The organism is Streptomyces sp. NPDC048566 (assembly GCF_043199735.1).
Classification (GTDB): domain Bacteria; phylum Actinomycetota; class Actinomycetes; order Streptomycetales; family Streptomycetaceae; genus Streptomyces.
In genome coordinates this window covers 338,228-349,631 of record NZ_JBICWL010000005.1, presented here as the reverse complement: position 1 = coordinate 349,631, position 11,404 = coordinate 338,228, and the positions used below count along the sequence as shown (strand labels likewise).

Here is an 11,404-nt window from a genome sequence, read left to right as displayed (position 1 = left end):
GCGTGCCCGCTTCGCGTGCCCGCTTCGCGTGCCCGCTTCGCGTGCCCGCTTCGCGTGCCCGCTTCGCGTGCCCGCTTCGCGTGCCCGCTTCGCGTGCCCGCTTCGCGTGGCCGCCGCACCGCCCTCACGCACGCCGGACTCCCGCTGCCGAGAGAAGGGCCGCTCCCCATGGCGGAGATGGAACCGCCGCCCGCCTGGCTGGCGGACGCGGTGATGTACCAGATCTACTCGCAGAGCTACGCCGACTCCGACGGCGACGGCGTCGGGGACCTGCCCGGCCTCAGGAGCCGGCTGGAGTACCTGGAGTGGCTCGGCGTCGACACCGTCTGGCTCAGCCCGCTGTTCGCCTCGCCCTTCGCCGACGCCGGGTACGACGTCAGCGACTACCGCACCGTGGCGCCCCGCTACGGCACGAACCGCGATCTGGCCGCCCTGGTCGACGAAGCCCGCTCCCGCGGCATCCGGATCATGCTGGACCTGGTCGCCGGCCACACCTCCGACCAGCACCCCTGGTTCAGGGCCTCCGCCGACGACCCCGGCGACGACCGCTACATCTGGGCCGACGGCACCGCCTCGCCCGGCCCCGCCTGGGTGCCCTCCCCGGGCTCCCGCCCCGGCCACTACCTTCCGAACTTCTATCCCGCCCAGCCGGCTCTCAACTTCGGCTACGCGCGCCCGGACCCGGCCGAGCCGTGGCGGCTGCCGGTCGACGCTCCCGGCCCGCGCGCCAACCGCGCGGCGCTGCGCGACATCATGGCGTACTGGTTCGACCGCGGTGTCGCGGGCTTCCGCGTCGACATGGCGTTCTCCCTGGTCAAGGACGACCCCGACCGTTCCGCCACCGCCGCCCTGTGGCGCGAGACGCGGGCCTGGCTGGACGAGGCGTATCCCGGCCGGGTGCTGCTCTCGGAGTGGGGCGACCCCAAGACGTCCGTCCCCGCCGGGATGCACGCCGACTTCTTCCTGCACTTCGTGGGCCGCCCGCTGCGCTCGCTGTGGGGCAACGCCCAGGGCAGCCACAACCCCGCCTGGGGAGAGGACCCCTGCTTCTTCGGGCCCGACGGCGACGGCTCGATGCGGGAGTTCCTCGACGCCTGGCAGGAGGCCGACACGGCCATCGCGGGCGCGGGGTACGTCGCCCTGCCCACCGCCAACCACGACTTCTCCCGCCTGGTGTGCGGGACCCGCGAGCGGACGATGGTCGCGCCCGCCTTCGCGTTCCAGCTGACCTGGCCCTCCCTGCCCGTCGTCTACTACGGCGACGAGATCGGCATGCGCTACCTGCCCGGGCTGCCCGGCACGGAGGGCAGCCAGCTCGGCCACGAGGCACGCCAGGGCTCCCGTACGCCGATGCAGTGGGACGACGGTCCCAACGCGGGGTTCTCCTCGGCGCCCGCGGACGATCTCTACCTGCCCGTGGACCCGGCCGGGGACCGGCCCGACGTGGCGGCGCAGCGGGAGGACGCCGGCTCGCTGCTGCACCAGGTGCGCGCCCTCATCCGGCTCCGGCGCGAGCACCGCGAACTCGGCACGCACGGAACGGTCGAGGTGCTCCGCTCCGGATACCCCCTCGTCTACACGCGCGGCGACGCGTACCTCGTGGCCGTCAACCCCGGCGGACGTGCCCGGCGTTGCGACCTCGGCGAGGTGGGCGTCGGGCCGCCGCTGCTCACGCGCGGCGTCGAGGTGCGCCCCGACGGGACGCTCACCGCCGAGCCGTTCTCCTACGGCGTCTTCCGCCTCGCCCCCTGACACCGGCCCGGCCCGCCGGCCCGCCGGTACGCCCCCGTAGGCTCGGGCCATGTCCCGCCACGTCCTCGTCCTCGGCGGCACCACCGAGGCCCGCCGGCTCGCCGCCGCGCTGTCCGGCCGTCCCGGCCTGCGCGTGACGACGTCCCTGGCGGGGCGTGTGACCCGGCCGGAGGCAATCGAAGGGGACGTACGGACCGGCGGGTTCGGCGGGGCCGACGGGCTCGCCCGCTGGCTGCGCGAGCACGCGGTGCACGCCCTGGTGGACGCGACCCATCCGTTCGCGGCGGGCATCACCGCGAACGCGGCGCGGGCCGCGGCCGACACCGGCGTGCCCGCCGTGGTCCTGCGCCGCCCGGGGTGGCGGCCCGGCCCCGGCGACCGGTGGCAGCCGGCCGGCTCGCTCCCCGAGGCCGCCGCCCTGCTGCCCGGCCTCGGCCGCCGGGTCTTCCTCACCACCGGCCGGCTCGGGCTGGCCGCCTTCGCGGGTCTGCCCGGGCTGCGTCTGCTCGTCCGGTCGGTGGAGCCACCCGACCCGCCGCTGCCGCCCGGCACGGAGGTGCTGCTCGCACGCGGTCCGTTCACCGTCGACGGGGAGCGGGCCCTGCTCCTCCGGCACCGTATCGACGTCCTGGTGACCAAGGACAGCGGGGGAGCGGCCACCGCCGCCAAGCTGACCGCCGCCCGCGAACTGGGCCTGCCGGTGGTCGTCGTGCGCCGCCCGCCGCCACCCGACGGGGTGCGTGTGCTGCCCGACGTGCCGTCGGTCCTCGCGCTGCCTGAACTCGCCGGGGAATAGGGCGCGTCGCGGCCGTCCCGTCTGACGCGCGACGCCCTGCACACCCTCTCTGGCGCACGGACGGCGGCCCGGCTCGGCGGTTCGCGTGGGCGTCAGTCCCGCGGATTCCTGCGCAGCAGGTAGGTGTCCATGATCCAGCCCTTGCGCTCGCGGGCCTCGGCGCGCAGCTCCTCGATCCGGGGCGCGGTCTCGGCCAGCGGCCCCGACGCCAGGATCTCGTCCGGGGTGCCGATGTAGGCGCCCCAGTAGATGTCGATGTCCTGGTCCGTGTACTGCCGGAACGTGAGGTGCGCGTCCAGCATGACCACCACGTCGTCGACCCCGTCGGGGAAGCCCTCGGCCAGCCGGCGGCCGGTGGTGATCTGCACCGGCCGCGCGACCCGGTTCAGTCCCGTCCGGTGCCGGGCGACGAGCGCCGACACGCTGCTGACACCGGGCACCACGTCGTACGCGAAGGCGACCGAGCCCCGCTCCAGGATCTCCTCCAGGATGCCGAGCGTGCTGTCGTACAGCGCGGGATCGCCCCACACCAGGAACGCGCCGCTCTCGTCCTCGCCCAGCTCCTCGGCGATCAGCCGCTCGTAGATGGCGCCGCGCGCGCTGCGCCAGTCCCCGACGGCCGGCGAGTAGGCGGCGCCGCCCGCCGTCCTGTCCCGGTCCGGGTCGCGCGCCTCGACCAGGCGGTACGTCCCCTCCGGCACGTGCGTGGCGAGGATCTCCCGGCGCAGCCCGACCAGGTCGGACTTCGCCTCCCCCTTGTCCAGGATGAAGAACACGTCCGTGTTCCGCAGCGCCTTGACCGCCTGCAGCGTGAGCTGCTCGGGGTCGCCCGCTCCGATGCCGATCACATGAATCTTTCGCACACCGCGAGTGTGCCGCACGGCCCGCCGGCCGGTCGCACCGCCTCCGCCCCGGCGCCCCGCACCCGGGCCGCCCCGCGCTCGCCTGCCCGCGCCCGGGACCGTTTCGGCGCGGCCTACCCGCGCAGCCGCGGGGCCACCGCCGCGGCGTCCACCGGGCCCTGCGCCTGCTCCACCGTCCCCGCCAACTCCCGTGCCCAGGCGCGGACTCCGGGGAGATCGAGGTCGTGGGGCCGGGTCCGGCCGGTCCGCGCCGCCCACTCCTCGACGGCGTCCGCGCCGCGCCGCAGCAGGCGGGCGCCGCCGGTGGCGTTCCCGCGGGCCGCGTGGGTGAGCCCCACCGCGAGCTGCGCCAGACCGCGCCACAACTCCCGCTCCTCGTCCGGACCGGACTTCCAGGCGTCCTCGAACACCTCGTGCGCGTGGAAGGGCCGCCCGGCCGCGAGCAGCGCCTGGGCCTCGGAGACCGATCGGCCGGGCGTCCGCACCACGCCCTCCGGCTGCCGCTCCACTCCGGGCGAGCCGTACGGCAGCGGGCGCCCGAGGCCGTCCCGGGGCCGGGCGTTGCGCGCGCGGCCCCCGGCGTCCCGGTCGCGTCCGCCGTCGTCCCGGCCTGTCTGCGATGTCCCGTTCATGCTCCGATTGTCCCGCTCCTCGCGCCCCCTGCGGGCGCACCTCTGGCGTGGGGTAAAGTTCTGTTCGCACGAGCGCGCGGTCCGCCGCGCGGAACGGCACCGGGACGTGGCGCAGCTTGGTAGCGCACTTGACTGGGGGTCAAGGGGTCGCAGGTTCAAATCCTGTCGTCCCGACCAGCTCACGAGCAGGTCGCAGGCCGTCTTCTCCTCGCGGAGAGGACGGCCTTCCGCGTGTGAGCGTGCTCTCGTGGTGCTCGCCGCCCGGCGGACGTCCGTCAGGACAGGCATCCGACGTGGGCGAGCGCCTGGCGCAGCAGCACTCCGTGGCCGCCCGGCATCTCGTCCGCGACCATCGCCGAGGATGCCTCCTCGGGGCTGAACCAGACCAGGTCGAGCGCGTCCTGCCGGGGGCGGCAGTCGCCCGTCACGGGCACGATGTAGGCCAGCGACACGGCGTGCTGGCGGGGGTCGTGGAAAGGCGTGACACCGAGGGTGGGGAAGTACTCGGCGACGGTGAACGGCTGGAGCGAGGCGGGCACCCGGGGGAGTGCCACCGGGCCGAGGTCCTTCTCCAGGTGGCGCAGCAGCGCGTCGCGGACCCGCTCGTGGTGCAGCACCCGGCCGGAGACCAGGGTGCGGCTGACCGTCCCGTCCGGACCGATGCGCAGCAGGAGTCCGATGTGGGTGACTTCGCCGTTGTCGTCGACGCGCACCGGCACCGCCTCGACGTAGAGGATCGGCATGCGGGCGCGGGCCGATTCCAGATCGTCGCGGGACAGCCAGCCGGGCGTGGTCTCGGTCAAGTCAGACATTGCTTGATCATACTTTCCGTGCGTCCGGTGCGGGGGTGGTGCTCGGGTCAACCATGCCTTACGGAAGGGATGATCACGTATCGCCCGGTGCCCGCGCGAGGGTGTCGGCGCGGGCGGGGTGACGGAGGCCGCGGGGCGGGCGGGAGCGACCGCCCCCGGTGAGGGGCGGTGTCGCGGTGGGCGTGCGCCGGGGATCGCCGGTGCCGGCTCCCCGCTCGGGCCCGGCTGCCCCCGGGCCCGGGGGAGAGGCCCGACCGCCCCGGGGCGGAACCCGCCGTCGCGGCGGCCGTGCGGGCCGTGGAGCCGCTCGCCGCCGCGCCCGGACCCCAAGGTCCCGTCGCGGACGGTGCATTGGCCGATCCTTCATCGCTCGGACACCCGCGGGCCCTGGCGTTTTCGGGGGCCACCCGAGAGGGTGATCTGGGCATGCCAAACGGCCGCGTGGCGTGCCCCGCCCCCACGCCGCGGCCGATCTGGAGGACGCAGTGAAGACAGGCTCGCGTATCCGCAAGGCCTCGCTCATCCTCGGCAGCGCCGTCGCGCTGGTCGTCGCCTTTCCCGGCATGGCGCTCGCCGCCCCGCCCACGGCCCTGCCCGGCAACGCGGACGTGCTGGAGCGGACGTTCCAGCCGGCCTTCGACTACGACACCGACGGCTGCTACCCCACGCCCGCCATCGGCCCCGACGGCACGATCAACGGCGGGCTGAAGCCCTCCGGCGCCCTGAACGGCCAGTGCCGCGACTCCTGGGACCTCGACAACACCAACGGCTACTCCCGCGAGAAGTGCAACAACGGCTGGTGCGCCGTCATGTACGGCCTGTACTTCGAGAAGGACCAGGCCCTGCCCGGCACCGGTCTCGGCGGGCACCGCAACGACTGGGAGCACGTCGTGGTCTGGTTGCAGGACGGCGAGGCCAAGTACGTGTCGACGTCGGCGCACGGCGACTTCGACATCCACGCCCGCGACAGCGTCCGCTGGGACGGCACGCACCCCAAGGTCGTCTACCACAAGGACGGCATCGGGACGCACTGCTTCCGGCTCGCGAACGGCAACGACGAGCCGCCGGAGAACCACCGGCACACCTGGCAGTTCCCGACCCTGGTCGGCTGGAACGGCTACCCCGCCGGACTGCGGGACAAGCTGAGCGCCTACGACTTCGGCAGCGCCCACTTCGGTCTCAAGGACGGCAGCTTCGCCGCCCACCTGGCCAAGGCCCGGCCCGCCGGCGTCCCCTTCGACCCCAACGCCTGACCGGCGCCCGCGGGGACCCCCGCTGTGCTGGGGCGATGACGGTGCGTGCGGGGGCACCCACCGGGGTGCGGTAGGGTTTGGGTGCGCGATCACACGGGTCACCGGGTGACGGCGCACCGGGACGTGGCGCAGCTTGGTAGCGCACTTGACTGGGGGTCAAGGGGTCGCAGGTTCAAATCCTGTCGTCCCGACCGGAGACGGTCGCAGATCAGGGCCCGGCCTCGGAGATGTCCGAGGCCGGGCCCTGACGCGTGCCGCCGCGCTCACGCCCGGTCGGCCACCGCCGTTCCCCCGCCCAGCGCCGCCATCGCCGCGCCGATCGCGTCCACCGACGCACCGGGGATCGCGGTCGCCCCGTCCGGGAGGACGAGCAGCCGGGCCCCGGGGATCTCGCGGGCGAGGGCCTCGCCGTTGCCGACGGGGAAGAACCGGTCGTGCCGGCCGTGCACCACCAGGGTGGGGACGGCGATCTCGGGCAGCCGCTCGCGCCAGCGGGGTGCGCAGTCCAGCCGGGAGAACACGGCCCCCAGCTGGTTGGCCAGCTGCACCGCGGGCGCGGTGCCGGGGGTGCGGTCCCAGACGCGGGCGGCCCTGGCGCGGGCGGCGACGGGATCGTCGCCGAGTATCCGGGCGCCCTCGGCGGCGAAGTCCGCCACCGCCTCGCGCCGGGTCCAGTCGGGCAGCGGACGGGCGAACAGCCGGCTCGTCGTCGTCCGGTCGTGGTCGGGCAGGTCGGCGTCGGGCGGGCCGGGCGCCACCGGGCGGGTGCCCACCAGGGTGAGCGCCGAGAAGCTGCCCGGATGGTCGAGCGCGGCCACCTGGGCGACCATCCCGCCCACACCGATCCCCGCCAGGTGGGCCGGCCCCTCGCCGAGCGCCCCGGCGAGGGCCGCGGCGTCGGCGGCGAGGTCGCGCAGGGTGTAGGCGGGCGCCTGCGGGTCGGCGGTCGTCGAGCGGCCGCTGTCGCGCAGGTCGTAGCGCACCGCGCGGTGGCCGAGCGACGCGAGGCGCTCGCAGAGCCGGTCCGGCCACGACAGCATCGTCGTCCCGCCGGCGAGCAGGACCAGGGGCGCGTCGTCCGCGCCGAAGGACTCGACGCCCAGGGTGATCCCCCGGACGGTGACCGTCGTCGTCATCGCGGCACCGCGCGACCGCGCCGGCCGGACGGGGGGCGGCCGGCGCACGCGTCGGCGCGGTGCGGCGCCCCGGCGAGGCGTGCGGGACCGGTGGGCCGGCCGCCGGTGGCGGAGGGCGGGCGGGTGGTGGTTCGTGTCATGGGAGGGCGGACCGGAGCCGGGCCCGGAACTCATCGCTCGGGCGGGCTCCGGGGGCGTGCTCCGGGGTCGGCCGGGTCGGCCGGGCCGTCCGTTCGGAGGCCGTGGCGGCGTCCGGGTGGGTCCGGCGCCGTGCTCCGTTCGCGGGCGCGGCGGCGCCGGGAACCGCGGGGGCGGTGCGAGCCGGCCGTCCCGCGCGGGTGCGCGCGGGACGCTCCGTCGCCCGCCGGCCCCCGCGGGCCGCTACGGGGGACGCTCAGGGGAGTTTGGCGGCCAGGACGTCGACGGGAACGATGGACGGCGCCGAGCCGAGCATGGTTCCGGCCGCCTCCGCCAGAGCCGCCGCGATCCGGCCCTGGAGGTGCGCCGTGCGGCCCTCCTCGTCGTCGAAGGTGTCGAAGACGCCGAAGGTGGTGGCGTTCTCGCGGAAGGCGAACCAGGTGACGGTCCCGCTCTCCTCGTTGGCGAGCCCCACCGCTTCCCGCAGCATCGCCTCCACCCGGTCGGCGTACTCGGGCTTGGCTTCGATCCGGGCCAGCAGACCAAGGGTCATCGTGTTCGCTCCCGTTCTCCGTGCGGACGGTCCTGTGGGTCGGGACCCACAGGACCGTCCGCACGGACCTGTGGGTCGGGACCCACGTGAATCGCCATGTATGCCCGCATACGGCCGGATTTCATGCATCCGCGGACGTGCCCCCCTGCGACTGCGGCCGTCGCGGGCCCGGAACGACGGAGCCCGGGGGCGATGGCGCTCGACCGCCACCGCCCCCGGGCTCCTCCCGGCCTGGTCCGCACGCGTCCGGGCAGGGCCGGCGTCCGGACGGTTCAGCCGCAGTCCAGGACCGCCGTGAGGGCGTGCCGCAGGGCCGCGGCCGGGTCCTCGGACGCCCCCGTGGACCGCCAGGCGACGAACCCGTCGGGACGCACCAGCACCGCCCCGTCCGGGGTCACACCGTGGACCTCCGCCCAGTCCGCGTCGTCGGCGGGCGCGAGGTCGGCCTCGGGCCGGCCGCCCACCCGGTAGGAGTCCAGCGGGACGTCCAGCAGCCGCGCCACCTCGTGGGCGGCGTCGTGCCAGCCGCCGCGGCCGTCCGCCGAACTCAGCAGCACCATCGACCGCTCGTACAGGTCGAGCGTGGAGATCCGCTCGCCCGACCGGGTCAGCCACTGGTGCGGCGCCCGCGTCCCCGGCTCACCCGTCAGCCGTACGCCGTCGGGCACCACCGGTGCCGCGGTGTCGGCGCCCAGCACCGCGCCCCTCGGGTAGCGGTAGGCCAGCGCGACGTTGAGGATGCCGCCCTTCCTGCCGCCCGGCCCGCCTGACCCGCCGGGTCCCCCCGATCCGCCGGGTCCCCCCGATCCGCCGGGTCCGCCGGGTCCGCGGGGTCCGCCGGGTCCGCCGGGTCCGCCGGGTCCACCGGGTCCACCGGGTCCGCCCGGTCCGGCGGAGCCCGCGGCGCCGGCGGCTGCCTCGGGAGACGGCGTGTACCCCGGGTGGCTGTGCTCCACCGACCGCGAGGAGGCCCGCGCGCTCGTCGCCTCCGCGACCGGCCGGCGCTCCGCGTCGTACGACGCGAGCAGCCCCCGGCCGGCCCAGCCGCCGATCACCGCCGACAGCTTCCAGGCGAGGTTGTGGGCGTCCTGGATACCGGTGTTGGAACCGAACGCCCCCGTCGGCGACATCTCGTGCGCCGAGTCGCCGGCGAGGAACACCCGCCCCCGCGCGTACCGTTCGGCGACCCGCTCCGCCGCGTGCCAGGCGGCCCGGCCCGTGATCGTCACGTCCAGGTCGGGCACGCCCACCGCGCGCCGGATGTGCTCCACGCACCGCTCGTCGGTGAACTCCTCCAGGCTTTCGCCGTCTTCGGGGTGCCAGGGGGCGTGGAACACCCAGTGCTCGGCGTTGTCGACCGGCAGCAGCGCGCCGTCCGCCCCCGGCGCCGTGAGGTAGCAGACGATGAACCGCCGGTCGCCCACGACGTCCGCGAGGCCGGCCGAGGTGAAGGTGACGCTCACGTTGTGGAACAGGTCGCCCGGACCGGTCTGCCCGATGCCCAGCGCCTCGCGGACCGGGCTGCGCGGCCCGTCCGCGGCGACCAGGTAGTCGGCGCGGATCGTGGTGTGCTCGCCCGTCTCCCGGCTCTTGACCCGCGCGGTCACCCCGTCCTCGTCCTGCTCGAAGGACATCAGCTCCGTGGAGAACCGCAGGTCGCCGCCGAGTTCCCGGGCGCTCTCCAGCAGCACCGGCTCCAGGTCGTTCTGGCTGCACAGGCACCAGGACGCCGGGCTGAAGCGGGCCAGGCCGCCGCCCGGGTCGATCTCCTTGAACAGCCACTCGCCCGCGTCGCCGACCAGGGTCGGCGTCTGGAGGATGCCGTGGTTGCCGGCCAGCACCGACGCGGCCCGCTCGATGCGCTCCCGCACCCCGGCCCCCCGGAAGAGTTCCATCGTGCGCACGTTGTTGCCGCGCCCCCGGGGATGGATCGAGGTGCCCGCGTGCCGTTCCACCAGGATGTGCGGCACGCCGAGGCGGCCGAGGAACAACGAGGTGGAGAGCCCCACCAGCGAGCCGCCGACGATCAGGACGGGCGTGCGGTGACCGATCTCGCCGGTCCCCTCGAATCGGTTCATTGACTGCCTCCAGGCCTCGCCTGCGACGTGATGGGAGATGACGCTGCCGATTCCATGCCCGGTGGGGCGCGGTCCGCGCGCCGGGAGCACCCGGATGGCACGCGGTTCACTCGTCCGACGCGTGGGGGTCGCGCGGCCGGGAGGTCGCGTCAACGATCGGCACATGGCGGCCCCGGCCTTTTCGTACTCCGCGGTCGTTGCCCGCTTCCCGTGACGAAGAGGAGAGGTGCTCCGCAATGTCCACTCCCGGACGAATCTCGCAGTCGGCCTTCGACGGCGCCCGGCTGCGGGTGATCCTGCTGCTCGACCTGTACGAAGGAGCCCAGCAGCAGTTCCTCGACGCGTACGAGCTCATGCGCAACCAGGTCGCCTCGGTGCCCGGGCACATCAGCGACCAGCTGTGCCAGTCGATCGAGAATCCCTCGCAGTGGCTCATCACCAGCGAGTGGGAGAGCGCGCCGCCCTTCCTCGCCTGGGTCAACAGCGAGGAGCACGTCGAGACGGTCCGCCCGATGCACAACTGCGTCCGCGACACCCGGTCGATGCGCTACAGCATCCTGCGCGAGACGCACCCCGCGCAGTCCCTCACCGGGGAGCCCGCCTCGCCGGCCCCGCACGTCGAGGCCCGCGTCGGCGACGGCGTCGCCCGGCACGCCCTCACCTTCACCGTGAAGCCCGGCTCCGAGTCCAAGGTCGCGGAGATCCTGGCCGGCTACACCTCGCCGCAGGCCCAGGTCGACGACACCACCAGGCTGCGCCGCACCTCGCTGTTCATGCACGGCAAACGCGTCGTCCGCGCCGTGGAGGTGGAGGGCGACCTGCTCGCCGCGCTGCGGCACGTGGCCCGCCAGCCCGAGGTGCGCGCCGTCGAGGAGGCCATCAACCCCTACCTGGAGCAGGACCGCGACCTGAGCGACCCGGACTCCGCACGGGTGTTCTTCACCCGGGCCGCGCTGCCGGCCGTGCACCACGTGGTCGCCGGCCGCGAGGAGCCCGCGCACGTCAGCCGGCACGCCCTGTTCTACCCGGCGCGGCCGGGCCGCGGGACGGACCTGGCCAAGTTCCTCTCGCACCAGGACGAGGCGGCGGCCGACGACCAGGACAGCCCCGTGTACCGCTCCACCGTCTTCCAGCGCGACGACATCGTCGTCCGGCTGATCGACGTCGTGGGCGAACTCGACCTGGACCCCGTCGCCTCGCTCGGCCTCAAGGGCGCCGGCAAGGCCGCCGAGCTGGAGGCCCTGCTCGACGGCCCGGCGATCGGCGTCGAGGGCGCCCTGTCGACGGAACGCAACACCAACCGTCTGCTGTCGCACGCCGACATGCTGCCCGTCACCGATCGCACGGCGTCGGACTCCTGAGGCGTCCGCACCGCCAGCGTCCGCGGGCGC

The 11,404-nt window shown here is 75.0% G+C and carries 10 protein-coding genes and 2 tRNA genes; 6 read left to right on the top strand and 6 right to left on the bottom strand.

Annotated elements, in window-relative coordinates:
• The first annotated feature begins 168 nt into the window (after positions 1-168).
• Together ACGFS9_RS12240 and ACGFS9_RS12235 are read left to right on the top strand one after the other, a co-directional pair.
• Positions 169-1,752 carry an alpha-amylase family glycosyl hydrolase gene (locus ACGFS9_RS12240; protein WP_393252548.1) on the top strand — a complete coding sequence of 528 codons (1,584 nt, stop codon included), beginning with the start codon at positions 169-171 and terminating at the stop codon, positions 1,750-1,752.
• Positions 1,753-1,801: 49 nt separating this feature from the next.
• A complete protein-coding gene (locus ACGFS9_RS12235) occupies positions 1,802-2,548 on the top strand; it encodes a cobalt-precorrin-6A reductase (RefSeq protein ID WP_393252546.1) in 747 nt (248 codons plus the stop codon).
• A gap of 92 nt (positions 2,549-2,640) precedes the next feature.
• On the opposite strand, the gene cobF is transcribed toward ACGFS9_RS12235, so the two are convergent.
• Both cobF and ACGFS9_RS12225 read right to left on the bottom strand, forming a co-directional pair.
• Entirely contained in the window at positions 2,641-3,411 is a 771-nt protein-coding gene (cobF, locus tag ACGFS9_RS12230; RefSeq protein WP_393252545.1) for a precorrin-6A synthase (deacetylating), read from the bottom strand.
• A gap of 113 nt (positions 3,412-3,524) precedes the next feature.
• The gene (locus ACGFS9_RS12225) at positions 3,525-4,043 is read right to left on the bottom strand and encodes a DUF309 domain-containing protein (RefSeq protein ID WP_393252544.1); all 519 of its coding nucleotides are present in this window, start codon (positions 4,041-4,043) and stop codon (positions 3,525-3,527) included.
• A 100-nt stretch (positions 4,044-4,143) separates the two neighbouring features.
• Here ACGFS9_RS12225 and ACGFS9_RS12220 point away from each other — a divergent pair.
• Positions 4,144-4,220: transfer RNA gene (locus ACGFS9_RS12220), tRNA-Pro, on the top strand.
• 98 nt (positions 4,221-4,318) lie between these two features.
• On the opposite strand, the gene ACGFS9_RS12215 is transcribed toward ACGFS9_RS12220, so the two are convergent.
• Positions 4,319-4,855: an NUDIX hydrolase family protein gene (locus ACGFS9_RS12215; RefSeq protein WP_393252542.1), complete on the bottom strand. Its 537-nt coding sequence runs from the start codon at positions 4,853-4,855 to the stop codon at positions 4,319-4,321.
• 485 nt (positions 4,856-5,340) lie between these two features.
• Between ACGFS9_RS12215 and ACGFS9_RS12210 the strand changes: the two genes are divergently transcribed.
• Both ACGFS9_RS12210 and ACGFS9_RS12205 read left to right on the top strand, forming a co-directional pair.
• Positions 5,341-6,108: an NPP1 family protein gene (locus ACGFS9_RS12210; RefSeq protein ID WP_393252541.1), complete on the top strand. Its 768-nt coding sequence runs from the start codon at positions 5,341-5,343 to the stop codon at positions 6,106-6,108.
• Between the two features lie 117 nt (positions 6,109-6,225).
• Positions 6,226-6,299, top strand: a tRNA-Pro gene (locus ACGFS9_RS12205).
• A 72-nt stretch (positions 6,300-6,371) separates the two neighbouring features.
• On the opposite strand, the gene ACGFS9_RS12200 is transcribed toward ACGFS9_RS12205, so the two are convergent.
• The 3 genes from ACGFS9_RS12200 to ACGFS9_RS12190 form a co-directional block, all read right to left on the bottom strand.
• Complete coding sequence (locus ACGFS9_RS12200) at positions 6,372-7,244, bottom strand: alpha/beta fold hydrolase (protein ID WP_393252540.1); 873 nt, start codon at positions 7,242-7,244, stop codon at positions 6,372-6,374.
• A gap of 394 nt (positions 7,245-7,638) precedes the next feature.
• The gene (locus ACGFS9_RS12195) at positions 7,639-7,935 is read right to left on the bottom strand and encodes a putative quinol monooxygenase (RefSeq protein ID WP_393252539.1); all 297 of its coding nucleotides are present in this window, start codon (positions 7,933-7,935) and stop codon (positions 7,639-7,641) included.
• Positions 7,936-8,207: 272 nt separating this feature from the next.
• Positions 8,208-10,013, bottom strand: a complete 1,806-nt coding sequence (locus ACGFS9_RS12190) for an FAD-dependent oxidoreductase (RefSeq protein WP_393252537.1) — start codon at positions 10,011-10,013, stop codon at positions 8,208-8,210.
• 236 nt (positions 10,014-10,249) lie between these two features.
• Here ACGFS9_RS12190 and ACGFS9_RS12185 point away from each other — a divergent pair, with 236 nt between their 5' ends.
• Entirely contained in the window at positions 10,250-11,374 is a 1,125-nt protein-coding gene (locus ACGFS9_RS12185; protein ID WP_393252535.1) for a SchA/CurD-like domain-containing protein, read from the top strand.
• Positions 11,375-11,404 lie beyond the last annotated feature (30 nt).